Annotated in this window: 11 protein-coding genes; 5 read left to right on the top strand and 6 right to left on the bottom strand. The window is 64.3% G+C overall.

Translation table 11 applies throughout. From position 1 onward, the window contains the following. Window positions 1–1279 precede the first annotated feature (1279 nt). Window positions 1280–4321: a preprotein translocase subunit SecA gene (gene secA, locus ACTIFK_RS06355; RefSeq protein ID WP_439542213.1), complete on the bottom strand. Its 3042-nt coding sequence runs from the start codon at window positions 4319–4321 to the stop codon at window positions 1280–1282. A gap of 419 nt (window positions 4322–4740) precedes the next feature. Here secA and ACTIFK_RS06350 point away from each other — a divergent pair, with 419 nt between their 5' ends. The 4 genes from ACTIFK_RS06350 (at window position 4741) to ACTIFK_RS06335 (ending at window position 8204) form a co-directional block, all read left to right on the top strand. Then, window positions 4741–5688 carry a peptidylprolyl isomerase gene (locus ACTIFK_RS06350; RefSeq protein WP_439542212.1) on the top strand — a complete coding sequence of 316 codons (948 nt, stop codon included), beginning with the start codon at window positions 4741–4743 and terminating at the stop codon, window positions 5686–5688. Window positions 5689–5750: 62 nt separating this feature from the next. After that, entirely contained in the window at window positions 5751–6083 is a 333-nt protein-coding gene (locus ACTIFK_RS06345) for a DMT family transporter (RefSeq protein ID WP_439542211.1), read from the top strand. Window positions 6084–6144: 61 nt separating this feature from the next. After that, window positions 6145–7392, top strand: coding sequence for a bifunctional glutamate N-acetyltransferase/amino-acid acetyltransferase ArgJ (gene argJ, locus ACTIFK_RS06340; RefSeq protein WP_439542210.1), 1248 nt, complete (start codon window positions 6145–6147; stop codon window positions 7390–7392). Between the two features lie 152 nt (window positions 7393–7544). Continuing rightward, window positions 7545–8204 (top strand): thiopurine S-methyltransferase, encoded by a 660-nt coding sequence (locus ACTIFK_RS06335; protein ID WP_439542209.1) that lies wholly within the window; start codon window positions 7545–7547, stop codon window positions 8202–8204. Window positions 8205–8229: 25 nt separating this feature from the next. Here ACTIFK_RS06335 and ACTIFK_RS06330 read toward each other — a convergent pair whose 3' ends face one another. From ACTIFK_RS06330 to bioB, 4 genes are all read right to left on the bottom strand, one after another. Further along, window positions 8230–9486, bottom strand: a complete 1257-nt coding sequence (locus ACTIFK_RS06330) for an adenosylmethionine--8-amino-7-oxononanoate transaminase (RefSeq protein WP_439542208.1) — start codon at window positions 9484–9486, stop codon at window positions 8230–8232. Beyond that, window positions 9483–10112: a dethiobiotin synthase gene (gene bioD / locus ACTIFK_RS06325; protein WP_439542207.1), complete on the bottom strand. Its 630-nt coding sequence runs from the start codon at window positions 10110–10112 to the stop codon at window positions 9483–9485. The genes ACTIFK_RS06330 and bioD overlap by 4 nt, the downstream gene beginning before the upstream one ends. 223 nt (window positions 10113–10335) lie before the next feature. Next, the gene (locus ACTIFK_RS06320) at window positions 10336–11469 is read right to left on the bottom strand and encodes an 8-amino-7-oxononanoate synthase (RefSeq protein ID WP_439542206.1); all 1134 of its coding nucleotides are present in this window, start codon (window positions 11467–11469) and stop codon (window positions 10336–10338) included. After that, a complete protein-coding gene (gene bioB, locus ACTIFK_RS06315) occupies window positions 11442–12530 on the bottom strand; it encodes a biotin synthase BioB (protein WP_439542205.1) in 1089 nt (362 codons plus the stop codon). The genes ACTIFK_RS06320 and bioB overlap by 28 nt, the downstream gene beginning before the upstream one ends. A 374-nt stretch (window positions 12531–12904) precedes the next feature. On the opposite strand from bioB, the gene ACTIFK_RS06310 reads away from it, so the two are divergent. Then, a complete protein-coding gene (locus tag ACTIFK_RS06310; protein ID WP_439542204.1) occupies window positions 12905–13195 on the top strand; it encodes a hypothetical protein in 291 nt (96 codons plus the stop codon). 76 nt (window positions 13196–13271) lie between these two features. Here the strand turns inward: ACTIFK_RS06310 and ACTIFK_RS06305 are convergent, their stop codons facing one another. Further along, window positions 13272–15296 carry a PhoX family protein gene (locus ACTIFK_RS06305; protein WP_439542203.1) on the bottom strand — a complete coding sequence of 675 codons (2025 nt, stop codon included), beginning with the start codon at window positions 15294–15296 and terminating at the stop codon, window positions 13272–13274. Window positions 15297–15559 lie beyond the last annotated feature (263 nt).

The raw sequence follows: 15559 nt of genomic DNA, 5'->3' as shown, positions 1-15559 counted from the left end.
CTCCCAATGTCGACTTCGAATTCTTTTTCAGTTCGCCGCGTGGCATCAGCCGTCGCCTTTGAACTGGAAATCACCCTACGCCCCAACTGTTAAAGGGATGTAAAATCCAGAGGTAAATATATGAACAAGTCTTGAATAGACATGAAGAAATTCGATAAATGTGTATTTTATCCATGTATTCGCTAGTATAGCGGCGCTCACCTCTTGTATTGCTCTGCTCAACGCGCGAGTGTCATTGCGATCAACATGCATGGATCGTAATTAATATTCTATTATTCGCCAAAGCGTGCCAATTTCATTTGGATCTGGTGCGCGGTATTGCGCGCCGAATGCTCGTGAGGCGGATGGACCGCCCGTCGGCGGCATCGCGGACACTTCGCAAAACATCCTGCGGACGTTGGAGGGTGTCGGGCCGTCGGGTGATTTTGGGCGATTGAAAGCCCGGTTCCGGCCACCTTCGGGCTGTGGGGAGCGCCGCCACTAACGGTAAGCGTGTGTGTCAGGTCGCAGGTTTACGCGTTTTTAAGCGTACTTGGCGGCATCCGGACCCTTGCGGCTTTCAGAACGGGCCGGGAGATGGGCCGCCGGCATCAGATCAATCGATTTTGGATTCAACCTCGGCCTCGGGCCTAGGATTCAGTCCGCCACCGGGGAAGTGCGGTGCCTCTAGCGCGGGCGTCGCCACCGCTGCCCGATGGATCCCCGGGACGAGCCCGAGGATCACAACTGTGGGGTGCTGATCAGCGCCGACGCTCTCTCGCTCGGACTACCTCACCCGTCCTTCGGCATGACCACGGCGATGATGTTGGTTTGGACGATGCTGCCGATGCAGCATTCGTCATCCCGGTGTCAGGGCGGAGCCATGCTGTGCATGGACGGCCGGGATCTACGACACGTTGCAAATGACCTGATCGACTCCTCGCCGCGCAGGGGGGACGCGGTGACTGCTGTGCTTCCATCTTACGTGTGCGATTGCGGAAACTTGCGTGGGTCCCGACCTGCGTCGGGATGACGGAGCAACGAGGTTCGGCGTCACTCCATACTGTCATCTCAGGCCTCGGGCCTAGGATTCAGTCCGCCACCGGGGAAGTGCGGTGGCTCCAGCACGGGCCGCTTCAACACCTACAACTTTCCGTCGCCCCGCTGCCTGATGGATCCTCGGGAGTCCACATGGCTACGCCATGACCCCGAGGATGACAGATGGGGGAGGCGGTTTCGGGCCGGACATTGTCGTTGGCATGGCTTCGCCATGACCGGATCCCGCTTTTCCGGCAGCACTCTAGTCGTGCTTGCCGTGGCAATGCTTGTACTTCTTGCCTGAGCCGCAGGGGCACAGCGCATTGCGGGAGATTTTGCCCCACGTGGCGGGTTGATCGGGATCGACGGCATCGGCGGCCTTGCGGGTTTGCAGAGGCGCCCGCTTTTCCGGCGGGCGGGCGGCGCCGCGGCCCCGCGCGGCGATCGCCGCATCGACCATCGCCAGTTCGTCCGACAACTCGTCGAGGCCGGTGGCCGGGTCGATATGGCGGGCGTGCATTTCCGGCAGCTCCGGCTCGTCGAGCAAGGCGCCCTCTTCGCCGGGAGGCGTCAGCTCGACGTGCATCAGCTGGCCGGTGGTCGCCTCGCGCAGGCGGGAGAGCAGCGCCTCGAACAGGACGAACGCTTCGCTCTTGTATTCGTTGAGCGGATCGCGCTGGCCGTAGGCGCGGAAGCCGATGACCTGACGCAGGTGCTCGAGCGTCACGAGATGCTCGCGCCAGAGGTGATCCAGCGTCTGCAGCAGCACCATCTTTTCGATCTGGCGGTACGTGTCGGGGCCGATGGAGGCGGCCTTCGCGGCAGCCTTCTCGTCCACCGCAGCCAGCAGGCGCTCGGTGATCTCCTGCTCCGCGATGCCTTCCTCGGCGCCCCACTGTTCGAGCGGGAGGTCGATATCGAAAATCGCCTGGATGGCCGCGCGCAGCTCGACCATGTTCCACTGCTCGGCGTAGGCGCGCTCGGGAATGTACCGGGTTACGAGGTCGTTCACGACCTGATTGCGAAGCTCCCTGACGGTTTCGGAGACGTCGTCCTCGCCCATGATGTCCTTGCGCTGGTCGAAGATGACCTTGCGCTGATCGTTCATGACGTCGTCGTACTTCAGGATCTGCTTGCGGATGTCGAAGTTGCGCGCCTCGACCTTCTTCTGGGCCATCTCGAGGCTCTTGTTCATCCAAGGGTGCGTGATCGCCTCACCTTCCTGGAGACCGAGCGTCTTGAGGACGCTGTCCATGCGGTCGGATCCGAAGATGCGCATCAGATCGTCGTCGAGGGCGAGATAGAACTTGGAGCGGCCGGGGTCGCCCTGACGGCCCGAGCGGCCGCGGAGCTGATTGTCGATGCGCCGGCTTTCGTGGCGCTCGGTGCCGATCACGTAGAGGCCGCCTGCTTCGAGTGCGATCTTCTTCTGTTCGTTGATGGCGGCCTGGATCTCGGTTTTCCGCTTGGCGGTGGCGGCCTCATCCGGTTCGCGGCCGGCCGCGCGCTCTTCGATGATCCAATCGCGCAACTGGTAATCGACGTTGCCGCCGAGCTGAATGTCGGTACCGCGGCCAGCCATGTTGGTGGCGATGGTGACGCCGGCCGGCTTGCCGGCCTGCGCGATGATGCTGGCTTCCTGCTCGTGATAGCGGGCGTTCAAGACTTGATGGGCGACCGGGGCCGCGTCACCCTTGGCGCTGGCGATCTCGACGAGATAAGCGCCGATGTCGTTGAAGTAAGCCTTGAGCTCGGCTTCGGGGCTCGACTTTCCCTCCTTGGCGTCCTTGAGCGTCTCGGCCTGCGAGATGAGCGTGCGGCCGAGGTTTGCGATGTAGTCCTTGTCCTTCAAAAGCTCGGCCAGCTGCTCGGATTTTTCGATCGAGGTCGTGCCGACAAGGATGGGCTGGCCGCGCCGCGCGCAGTCCGCAATGGTGGTGACGATGGCCGCCAGCTTTTCCTTTTGCGTGCGGTAGATCTCGTCGTCCTCGTCGAGGCGTGAGACCTTGAGGTTGGTCGGGATCTCGACCACCTCTAGGCCATAAATGTCCATGAATTCAGAGGCTTCCGTCAGCGCCGTGCCGGTCATGCCGGCCAGCTTCTTGTAGAGTCGGAAGTAGTTCTGGAAGGTGATCGAAGCCAGCGTCTGGTTCTCAGGCTGAATCTCGACGTGTTCCTTGGCTTCGAGGGCCTGGTGGAGGCCTTCCGAATAGCGCCGGCCCGGCATCATGCGGCCGGTGAACTCGTCGATGATGATCACCTCGCCGGACTTGACGATGTAATCTTTGTCGCGCTGGAAGAGCGAGTGGGCCTTGAGCGCCTGATTGACGTGATGGACGAGGGATACGTTTTCGATGTCGTAGAGCGAGCCCTTGAGCAGGCCGGCTTCCACAAGCATGGCTTCCATGCGCTCGTTGCCGACCTCGTTCAACGCGACCTGGCGCTGCTTCTCGTCGAGATCGATGTAGCCTTCGAGCTTCAACTGCTCCTTCAGGTCTTCCTTCGAGAGCGTCTTGGTCAGTTCCTTCTCGATGGTGGCGTGCTCGGCCATCAGCGCTTTCACGAGCCCGTCGACGGCGACGTAAAGATCGGCGCGATCTTCTAGCGGTCCCGAGATGATGAGCGGCGTGCGCGCTTCGTCGATGAGAATGCTGTCGACCTCGTCCACGATGGCGAAGGCGTGGCCGCGCTGGGACATGTCGTCCTTACGCAGTTTCATGTTGTCGCGCAGGTAGTCGAAACCGAGTTCGTTGTTGGTGGCGTAGGTCACGTCGGCTGCGTAGGCGGCCTTGCGCTGCTCGTCGTCCAGGCCATGGACGATGGTGTCGACGGTCAGTCCGAGGAAGCGGTAGACCTGACCCATCCATTCGGCGTCGCGCTTGGCGAGGTAGTCGTTGACGGTGACGACGTGCACGCCGTCGCCTGCTATCGCATTGAGATACACGGCGAGCGTGGCGACGAGGGTCTTGCCTTCGCCCGTCTTCATTTCGGCGATGTTGCCTTCATGGAGCACCATGCCGCCGATCAGCTGAACGTCGAAATGACGTTGGCCGAGGGTGCGCTTGGCCCCTTCGCGGACGGTGGCGAAGGCCGGCACCAGGAGGTCGTCCAGGGAGGTGCCGTTGCGATACTGCTCGCGGAACATGTCCGTGCGGGCGCGCAAATCGGCGTCGGAGAGGGATTCGACCTCGCTTTCCAGGGCGTTAATCGCCACAACGCGGGCGCGAAAGCTCTTGATCCTCCGCTCATTGGACGAACCGAAGATCTTCGAGGCAAAGGTGCCGATGGTGCCGATGGAAAGCATCAAGAAAATTCCTCAAAATCATGGGCTTGGCGAAGCTGCACACGAGAGATCTAGGGTCTCTCCCCGCCGGCTACCGTCCCGTTCGTGGATCAGTCGTCACCGAGAACTGGAGTAGCGCGACCGCGCCAGTCCGGCCGTTGGCCATTCCCGGGCAGACATAAGGATTGCAGCCCTGAAATGTCAACGCGTGGCGGCCTTTCCTTTTGAGGCGAATGTTCGGCCCGCCCTCCACTGCTGTCCCGGGCAAAAGCGGGCAAAACTCTGCAATTGTTAACTTGGCAGCCTGTCGGGGGGTGGTCTAAGGATGCCCGGAATTTGCGATCCCCGCATCCGTCAGCCTCTACCGGAGCACGCACACCGCGGCACGCACTGGGCGGCCGGCGCACTTCGAGGCCTCAAACCGGCAGGAGCCGTTTCCCGTGATTCATTCCCAAGCCCTACGCCTTGCCGTGCTCGTGATCGGTGGCGCGCTCGTACTCGGCCCGAATACGGCATCGGCGGATGCCGTGCTGGCCAAGGTGAATGGCCAGGAAATCAAGGAATCCGATCTCAAGTACGCCGAGGCCGAGGTTGGCCCTCAGCTGGCTGAAATGCCGGCCGACAAGCGCAAGCGGCTGCTGCTTGAATTCATCATCGAGATGCGCCTGTTCGCGGATGCCGCGGATAAGGAAAAACTCACCAGCGGTCCCGATTACGAAAAGCGGCTGGCCTACTGGGCGACCCGCGCCAAGCGCGATGCCTATTACGAGGGCGCGATCAAGGGGTCGATCAGCGACGGGCTGGCCAAGGGCATCTACGAAGACAAGGTCAAGATGATCCCGGCCGAGGAAGAGATCGAAGCGCGCCACATCCTGGTCGATAGCGAGGATAAGGCCAAGGAAGTTCTCGAGAAGGTCAGCAAGGGCGAGGATTTCACCAAGCTGGCGGAGGAATATTCGAGCGATCCGGGCTCCAAGGCGCAGGGCGGCAAGCTCGGCTATTTCTCCAAGGGCCAGATGGTCAAGGAATTCGAAGAGGCTGCATTCGCGCTCAAGAAGGGCGAAGTCTCGAAGCCTGTGAAGAGCCAGTTCGGCTGGCACGTGATCAAGGTCGACGACCGCCGCACGAAGCCGCTGCCGACGTTCGAAGAGGTCAAGGTGCACATCGTCGACAGCATGGTGCAACAGAAGGGCCAGCAGGCTGCGACCGAGCTGCGCGGCAAGGCGAACCTTGAATACGTCGATGCCGAAATCGCCGAGCAGGTGAAGCAGGAGACGGCCATCAACGCTGCCAAGAAGAAGATGTTCGAGCAGCAGATGGAAGATGAGGTAAAGAAGATGGGCACTGAAGGGCAGCCGAAGGCAGGCGAGCCTGAAAAGAAGGACTGAGGGCAGCGGCACATCGACCTCGGGCCCATGCTCCGCGAGGCGCGTTATTTGAGGATTTCGGTGTGCCCAGCCAACTGGCTCTCTTAATCGCCATTTTGTTGGAGGTTGTGGCAACCTCTGCGCTGAAGGCGTCGGATGGCTTCAGCAACCTCATCCCTTCGATCGTTGTGGTCGTCGGCTATGGCGCGGCGTTCTATTTTCTTTCGCTGGCGCTGAAGACAATTCCGATGGGAGTGGCTTACGCCATCTGGTCGGCCGTCGGGATCGTCTTGATCTCGCTGGTCGGATGGATCGCCTTCGCGCAGAAGTTGGATTTGGCGGCTTTGGCCGGCCTTGGGCTGATCATTGCCGGGGTGCTGGTCTTGAATGTCTTTTCCGGCACGGCGGGACACTGACTATAGTCTCGAGTCCAGTCGCGCGGCGCTCACCGCCCAGGCCCCTACCGGAGTTATTTCTATGGGCAAAATCACCACTCGCTCTCCGTTTGCGCCCGAAACCCTCGCCACGTTGCCTCCCCTGGAAGGCGTGCGCTTCGCGACCGCCGAGGCCGGCATCCGCTACCAGGGGCGCACCGATCTGATGGTCGCCGTGCTCGACGAGGGCACGCAGGTGGCGGGCGTCTTCACGCAGTCCAAGACGGCCTCGGCGCCCGTGCTGGCGTGCCGGAAGCACCTCAAAAAGGGCGAGGCCAGGCTGCTGGTCGTCAACTCCGGTAACGCCAACGCCTTCACCGGCAAGAAGGGAACCGAGGCCGTCGACATCACCGTCGAGGCGGGAACGAAGGCGGTCGACTGCAAGCGGCACGAGGTGTTCGTCGCCTCGACGGGGGTGATCGGCGAGCCGCTCGACGCCTCGCAATTCGCGCATCTCGTGGGCGGTCTCGCGGAAAACGCCGTAGCTGGCGGGTTCGAGGCGGCGGCGCGCGCCATCATGACGACCGACACCTATCCAAAGATGGCGACACGCACGGCGCTGATCGGCGACGTCGAGGTGACGATCAACGGCTTCTGCAAGGGCGCTGGCATGATCGCGCCCGACATGGCGACGATGCTGTGCTTCATCTTCACCGACGCGCACATTGCGGCGAAGCCGCTGCAAGCCCTTTTGTCCGAACATGTCGAGACGACCTTCAACGCCATGACGGTGGACGGCGATACGTCCACCAGCGATACGTGCCTGCTGTTCGCGACAGGCGACGCAAGCGCGCGCGGCCAGGAGCCGGTGGCCAAGGTCGGCTCGAAAAAGCTCGAAGCGTTCTCCGAGGCGCTGCACGATTTGATGCGCGATCTCGCCGTTCAGGTCGCCAAGGACGGCGAGGGGTTGTCGAAATTCGTGACGTTCGTCGTCGAGGGCGCCGAAAGCGAAAAGGCGGCCCGGAAAATCGCGCTGTCGTGCGCCAATTCTCCCATTCTCAAGACCGCCATCGCGGGCGAGGATCCGAACTGGGGCCGCGTGGTGATGGCCGTCGGCAAGTCCGGGGAGGCTGCCGATCGCGACAAGCTTTCGATCTGGTTCGGCGATCATTGCGTGGCGCGCAATGGCGAGCGGGCCGACGAATACGACGAAGCGACGGCCGCCTACTACATGAAGGGCCGCGAAATCGTCATCCGCATCGATGTCGGCGTGGGGAAGGCTGCTTCGCACGTGTGGACGTGCGATCTCACGCACGACTACGTGTCCATCAACGCGGACTATCGCAGCTGACAACCTAGGGGTCTTACGGACTGGCCTCGGCGCGGAAATGCCTCGAGGATCGTGTTCGCTGTGCGCGCGTTATCGGGGTGGCGCGTCCCGATCCTCGGACAGGGCTCGCAAGCCGGCCGCCAGAGCCGGCGCAAATACGACGGAGGTGGGCTTTGACACCCGACTTTTGGCTCGAACGGTGGCAGAAGGGCGAGATCGGCTTTCACCAATCGCGTGTGCACGATTTCCTGCCGAAGTACTGGCCGGACCTGAAAGTCGAGCGCGGCGGCGCCGTATTCGTGCCGCTCTGCGGCAAGAGCCTCGACATGGTTTGGCTGGCCGCGAACGGGCATCGGGTCATCGGCGTTGAGCTGTCGCCCCTGGCTGTCGATGACTTTTTCCGCGAGCATGAGCTCGAAGCGGAGACGCGTCCGGCAGGATCGTTCGTGGTTCGCTCGGCAGGTCCGTTCACGATCTGGTGTGGCGATCTCTTCGAACTGCCGGCGGAAGCGCTGCACGAGACCAAAGCGGCTTATGACCGGGCCGCGCTGGTGGCGCTGCCGCCGAGCCTGCAGCCGCGCTATGCGCAGACGCTGTCCGACCTCCTGCCGGTTGACGCGCCGATCCTGCTCGCGAGCCTCTACTATCCTCAGGGCGAGATCTCGGGGCCGCCGTTCTCGACACCGTTGGCCCAGGTCGCGGCGTTGTTCGGCGATACGCACGCGATCCGGCTTGCGGAGACGCGCGATGGGCTCGAGCAAAGCCAGAACCTCAAGTCTCGCGGCGTCACGGCGCTCGACGAGTCGGCCTACATTCTGACGCGCAAGCGCTAAGCGGGTGACTGGGCGGTGGTGGCGCTTACGCCACCGCGCCGGGAGCGGAACGGATCGCGTCGTAGACCCGCTCAAGTTCGTTTTCGGTGATGCAGTACGGCGGCAGCACATAGATCGTGTTGCCGAGCGGGCGCAGCAGGACGCCCTTCGAGAGCGCGTGCGCCCGCAGCCTCAGTCCGACCGTGGCGAGGTAGCCCTGGTCCGCGACCTTGAGATCGACGGCGGTGATGGAGCCGAGGCGGCGGGGGTTCTCGAAGCGCGGATCGGACAGCGCGTGCAGGGCCGCCTCCTGCATCTCTGCGAGCTTTTCGATGCGTTCGAGCACGGGCTCGCTATCCCACACCTCCAGGTTGGCAAGGGCCGCGGCGCAGCAGACCGGATTGGCGGTGAAGCTCGACGAATGGAAGAGCGTGCGCGCGCGGTCGGTGGAGACGTGGGCCTCGAAGATGCGTGCGCTGGCGAGGGTCGCGGCCAGCGGCAGCGATCCTCCCGTGAGGCCCTTGGCGGTGCAGAGGATGTCGGGCGCAATGCCTGCCTGCTCGCACGCGAAGAACGTGCCGGTGCGACCCCATCCCGTCATGACCTCGTCGGCGATGAAGAGCGCGCCGTGGCGTTCGCAGATCCGTTTCATCCCGGCGAGGGCGGCCGCGCTGTAGATCAGCATGCCGCCTGCGCCGGCGATCAACGGCTCGGCGATGAAGGCGGCGAGGTTGCCCGTCCGGCCGGCGGCGTCCAGCGCGTCGAAGGTGGCTTGCTCGAGGCCCGCATACGGAAAGGGAATGCGGACGACATCGAACAGCAGCGGCGCGTAGGCGTCGTTGAACACGCCGCGGCTGCCCGCCGACATGGTGCCGATGGTGTCGCCGTGATAGCCGTGCTCCAGCGCCGCAACGCCCGTGCGCGGCTCGCCAATGTTGCGCCAGAAGCCGAGCGCCATCTTGAGGGCGACCTCGACCGACGTGGAGCCGCTGTCGGAATAGAAGACGTGGGCGAGGCCGGCAGGCGCGCGCGCGATCAGTTTTTTGGCCAGCCGTTCCGCGGGTTCGTGCGTGAAGCCCGCAAAGATGACCTGGTCGAGTTTGTCGAGCTGCTGGCGGACGGCGGCGACGATGGCCGGGTGGCGGTGGCCGTGCGTGATGACCCACCATGACGAGATGGCGTCGACGATGCGTTTCCCATCGGCGGTTTCGAGGCAGGCGCCTTCGCCGCTTACGATGGCCGTCGCGGGCGGATCGAGGCCGTGCTGCGTGAACGGGTGCCACACCGCGCTGCGCGCCGTCATCGGAAGTCCTCGATGTCGAAGTGGGTTGCAAAGGCGCTTGCGAGGCTCGCGCGATCCAGCGGCTGGATGCGCGGCAAGCGGCCGAGCGCGCGCACGTTACCCATTTCCGCAATCGTGCGCTGGGTGTCCGGCACTTCGTCGCCCACGAAGGCGATGCCGAGGATCGGAATGTTGCGCCCGTTGAGCGCTTCGATCGAGAGCAGGCTGTGGTTGATGGTGCCGAGGGCGGTGCGTGCCACCAGCACGACCGGCCAGCGCCAGGAGGCGAAGGCATCGATCATCAGCGTCTGGCGATTGACGGGGACCATGAGGCCGCCTGCGCCTTCCACGACCAGCGGTCCCTCCACGTCGGGCGCGGCGAGATCGGCAAGGCTGATCTCGATCCCTTCGGCTTCGGCTGCGCGATGAGGCGAAGCCGGCAGTGCAAGGCGGTAGCGTTCGGCGAGCAGGCGGTCCGGCGCGAGACCGGACAAGGCTTGCACGCGTTCACGGTCGCCGCCGTCGTCCTCGATGCCGCATTGGATTGGCTTCCAGTAGCGCGCGCCGAGCGCTCCGGCGAGGGCAGCTGCGAACACCGTCTTGCCGATGCCGGTGTCCGTGCCCGTGACGATGATGCCCTGGGTCATGGGTGCGGGCCTCTTGTCTCTCCACTGGCGTCGCACGCCCGGAGACTTGCGTGGGTCCCGGCCTCTGCCGGGATGACGGAGTGTGTGTGGCGTGCGGCCCGCTTTCTCTCGACGTCATGCCGGCGAAGGCCGGCACCCACGCCAGCTTCCACAAACGCTTGGCTCGCCGGATCCTCGTGCGGTACCGCAACTCGGAACCTCGGATTCCCGGTCTGATGCCCCGTCATGCCGGCACCCGCTGCAGGATGGCGGCGAGGGCGTCGAGCAGGCGGGCGGTCGCGTCTTCACCGGCGTTGAGAGTCAGCGAGATGCGCAGCCTGGCGGTGTTCTCCGGAACGGTGGGCGGCCGGACGGCGCGGACGTCGAAGCCCTGCGCGACGAGGCTGCGGGCCACGTCCATCGCCCGCTCGTCGGCGCCCAGTACGATGGGCTGGATGTGCGAACCGGAGGGCGCGATGCCGCATCGTTCCGCAAGCCCGTGTCCGGCAAAGGCGACGAGATTGGCCAAGCGCTCGCGGCGTGCGGGCTGGCTTCGCACAAGATCGAGCGCGGCGCGCACGGCGGCGGCCATCAACGGCGAGGGTGCGGTCGCGTAGATGAAGGGCCGCGCGCGGTTGATGAGAAAATCGCGGATGACACGTGGGGCAAGCAAAAGAGCGCCGGTCGCGCCTAGGGCTTTCCCGCAGGTGTGCAGCGAGATGACGTCCGGCGCGCCTTCGAGCGCGTAGCCGAGCCCGCGGCCGCCGGGGCCAAGGGCGCCGGTGGCGTGCGCTTCATCGATGACGAGCATGCCGTCATGCCGCCGCGCGACCTGGATCAGGTCGTCCAACGGGGCAGCGTCGCCGTCCATCGAATAGAGGCTTTCGACCGCGATCCACGGCCGTCCGACGCCGCCACCTTCGCGCCAGCGGCGGATGGCGTCGTCGAAGCTCTGCGCGTCGTTGTGGGTGGCGCTCGCCGTTCCGGCTTTGCCCGCGCGCATGCCGTCGATGACGCTGGCGTGGATGAGGGCGTCATGAACGACGAGATCGCCGCGCGCGGGCAGCGTCGAGAAGAGCGCATAGTTGGCGACAAATCCGCCGCCGAAATAGAGGCAGCTCTCGGCGCCGAAGAAGCGCGCGGCCTCGTCTTCCAGCGCCTCATGCTCGGGATCGTTGCCGCGCAGCAGGCGCGATCCACCTGCACCCACGGCAACACCGCGATCGAGCGCGGCCGTGACGGCTGCGACGAGCTCCGGCGCATTGGCGAGGCCGAGGTAGTCGTTGGAGGAGAAATCGATGCCGCTGCGGGCCGCGAGACCGCGCAGGCGTCCGCGACGCTCCAGCGCCCTTAAAGCCCGCTCGTGGCTGTCTGACATGACGAGGTCCCGGAGCAACCGCAACCGGCGTGCTCCGTGTCATTGCTTTCGCGCGTCGCAGCGGCGGATTGGCCTTCGAGCGCCATCGGCTCGATGCCGAGCTTGTCAAAGAGCGCCCGGTCCTTGTCCTCGCCGGGATTGTCGGCGGTCAGCAGGGTTTCGCCGCAGAAGATCGAATTGGCGCCGGCGAAGAAGCAGAGCGCCTGGGTTTCCTCGCTCATTTCGGTGCGGCCAGCAGACAGGCGGACGAACGAGGTCGGCATCATGATACGGGCGAGCGCGATGACGCGCACGAAGGCGATCGGATCGACCTTCTTGCGGTTTTCAAGCGGCGTGCCCGGGATCGGGATCAGCATGTTGATCGGCACGCTTTCGGGATGCTCATCGAGGTTGGCGAGCGTGATCAGCATGTCGATGCGGTCTTCGACGGTTTCGCCGAGGCCGACGATGCCGCCCGAGCAGACCTTGATGCCCGCTTCGCGCACGCGCGCGAGCGTGTCGAGGCGATCCGAGAACGAGCGGGTCTTGATGATCTCGGAGTAGTAGCGCTCCGACGTATCGATGTTGTGGTTGTAGTAGTCGAGGCCGGCGTGCTGGAGCTGGGCGACGTCGGTATCGGACAGCATGCCGAGCGTCATGCAGGTTTCCATGCCGAGCGCCTTGACGCCCTCGACCATGGCGACGACGGACTCCATGTCGCGCGATTTCGGCGAGCGCCAGGCGGCGCCCATGCAGTAGCGCGTCGCACCTTGCTCCTTGGCCTTCGCCGCCTCGGCGATCACGCGCTGGACTTCCATCAGCTTCGAGGCCTTGAGGCCGGACTCGTGGTGGGCGGACTGGCTGCAGTAGCCGCAATCCTCGGCGCAGCCGCCCGTCTTGATCGACAGCAGGCGGGCGAGCTGGACCTTGTTGGGGTCGAAGTAGCGGCGCTGGACGGTCGCGGCGCGGAACAGGAGATCGTTGAACGGCAGATCGTGGATCGCCTGCGCCTCGGCCCGGGTCCAGTCGTGGCGGACCCCGTCAGCGGTGTTGGCGGGCAACGGGACGACATGCACGTTCATCGAGGGTCTTCTCCAACTTCGCGGACGGCGCATCCTAGGGCACGCCGGTTCGATTGGGAACCGCATCCCGGCGCACTTCGGCCAGCAACTCTCTGTATTCTATTCGTTAATTTCGTGCGTTGGGAAGCCGAGAGGCGCGCGCTTCCCTGTGCGCGTGGTCCATGAGGATGTTTGCACCGCCCGGGCACGGGACTGCAAGGCTCAATTTACCAAATGGGACCCTCAAACTCCCGGGCGGGGCGGGCAGATAGCTGAAAGTGGTTAGCGCGAATGCTCTCTTGCTTTGACTCGGCACATGCGAAAGGCTGGCGGTGTTCGGTCGATTTGAGCTTTCGCAAAAACGCAGGCCAAATCGAAATTGGGGAGACGATACTATGGATCTTACGGCATTGCTTATTCAGGCTGTCAGCGGCGCCATCGGCGGCAATGCAGCCAACGCAGTTGCAAAGAACGACTCTCTCGGAACGCTCGGCAACACCATCGCCGGCGCGCTCGGCGGTGGACTTGGCGGTCAGCTCCTGGGCCCGCTGCTTGGGCTCGGCGGCGCTGCCGCGTCGTCGGGTCTCGACATCAACACCATCATTTCCGGTTTCGCGACCGGCGGCGTGAGCGGCGCTGTTACGGCGCTCGTGCTCGGACTGATCAAGGCGAAGCTCGCCGGCTGATTTTGGCATATCGGCAGTCGCGGCCGGTCCATCTGCTTCCGGACCGGCCGTTGCTCACTTCGGACCGGGCTGTTGCTCAGCTCGCAATCCTGCCGCCGCCCTTGCGCGTAATGGCGACGATGGCGGGACGCGGTGGCATGCCGTCCTGGAAATCCGGCCATCGCGTCAGGGGCGCCTCGAACGTCGACGGCGTGGCTGCGTCGTCCGGAGTTTCTCCGGGATGCTGGACGGCGACGAAGAATGTTTCCAGGTCCGGCGTGAAGCAAGGTCCGCACATTTCGGCGCCGACCGGGACCTGAAAGAAGCAGCGCGCCACGCCGCGGTTCGCGCCCTCCGTCTCGATCGCCCAGATGCCGTCATGGCGGCCCGTGCGATGCGCGTCATTACCATCGGTCGCGACCCAAAGGCGGCCATCCGCATCGACCGCGAAATTGTCCGGCATGGCGAACCAGCCGTTTGCAGAAGTGGCTGGATTGAAGCTCGCGCCGACGTCGGCGATGTCAGGCGAGCCGCACTTCAGGAGGATGTCCCACGTGAAGGTGGGTGCCGCATGGTCCCCGCCGGTGGGCGTCAGCTCGATGATATGGCCGAAGGTGTTCGGTCCGCGCGGGTTGGCGGCATCCGTGCCGTCCGGCTTGCGCTTGCTGTTGTTGGTCAGCGCCAGATAGACCTTGCCGTTGCGCGGATTGACTTCGATGTCCTCGGGCCGGTCCATGCGTGTCGCGCCCAGGAGATCGGCGGCGAGGCGTGCGTGGATGAGAACCTCGCCCTGGTTCTGGAAGCCGTTTTGTTCCGAGAGCCAGACCTGACCGTCCTTGTTGGGGCGTCCGTGGACGAGCGGGAGCCATTCGCCGCTGCCGTCGGGATGGAAGCGCGCAACGCATAGCTCGCCGTGATCGAGCAGGGTCTTGTTGGCGTCGCGATTTTCGGCATCGACTTTGCCATCGGTGACGAAGCGATAGACGTAGTCGAAGCGCTCGTCGTCGCCCTGATAGACCACGAACCGGCCGTCGCCGTTGACGATGTTGCCCGCGCCTTCATGCTTGAAGCGGCCCATGGCGGTCCGCTTGACCGGCGTGGAGCGCGGATCGAACGGATCGATTTCGACGACCCAGCCGAAACGGTTGGGTTCGTTCGGCTCCTTCAGCGTGTCGAAGCGGTCGTGGTAGCGGCCCCAGGCATACCATTCGGCAGGCGTGCCGTAGCGGCGCAGCGCGCGGGCTTCGGGGGTGATCGGCTCGGCCGCGGCTTTGCCCCAGAAATAGCCGTTGAAATTTTCTTCGCAGGTGAGCCAGGTGCCCCACGGCGTGATGCCGCCGGCACAGTTGTTGATCATGCCGAGGACGCGCGTGCCGCTCGGGTCGGCCGAGGTTTTCATGCGAGCGTGGCCGGCGGCCGGTCCCGAGATGTCCATCGGCGTCTCGGCCGTGATGCGGCGGGCAAATTTCGAGCCCGCGACGACGTTCCATTTGCCGTCGGCACGGCGGATTTCGAGCACCGATCCGCCGTGGGCCATCATTTCAGCGTCAGCGACCTCGCGCGTCACCGCCTGGAAGTCGGCGTTCTTGTCGCTGCGGGGGGCAAGGCCGGGGAACATCAGTTCGCCGTTGGTGAATTCGTGATTGACCACCAGGAGACCGTGATCGGAGCGGCGGTCGATCGGGACGTAGCCGAGAAAATCGTTGTTGTAGCCGTACTGGAGGCGCTGGGCGGCGGCATCCGGCTTGCCGGGCGCGAAGGGCGGCGCGTCGGCGAGCACAGCGTCGCCCCAGCGGATCAGCACATCCGCGTCGTATCCTTCGGCGACGTGGTGGGTGGGCGAGTCCGGGCTCACGGCCAGTTCGGTGAAGGAGAACCGGCTCGCATCGGCTGCGGTCTCGCCTGTACTTGGCGCAGGTGCGCTCGTACCTGGCGCGGCGTTCAGCGCGTCCGGCCAGATCAGTTCGGCCGCCACGGCGACGGCGGCAAGCCCCTTCACAAGATCGCGCCGGGACAGACGCTCGGCGACGAGGTCTCCCATGGTCGGGCCCGAGGTGGTGTTGGAGCCCTCGTTCTCCGCCGCTTCGAAGGCGACGGCGGGTGGTAGCCGATGGTTGGACATGGGGCGTGGTTCTCCTCGAGAGGCCGGATCGGACGCTGGCACGTCCGAGGCCCGCTTAGCGCGCCCTAATCACCGGTTGATGACACTCATTTATCGGGGCTTTATCGGGGCCTGGGACGGCCGCGGCCGAAATGTGCGTCGCATTTTCCGCATTGTGAAAAAGCAGTGCGAAACTCATCAAACTTTCGTTATTGCCTTCCTTTGATCGGTTTCTTTCTGATCAAATGCTAGGCAGTCTCGTCTTACCTCCGAGGCGCGTTTGC

The sequence above is a fragment of the Hyphomicrobium sp. genome (assembly GCF_051860585.1).
Classification (GTDB): Bacteria; Pseudomonadota; Alphaproteobacteria; order Rhizobiales; family Hyphomicrobiaceae; genus Hyphomicrobium_C.
Note: the sequence above shows the minus strand (reverse complement) of the source record. Positions and strands in the feature narration are given on the sequence as shown.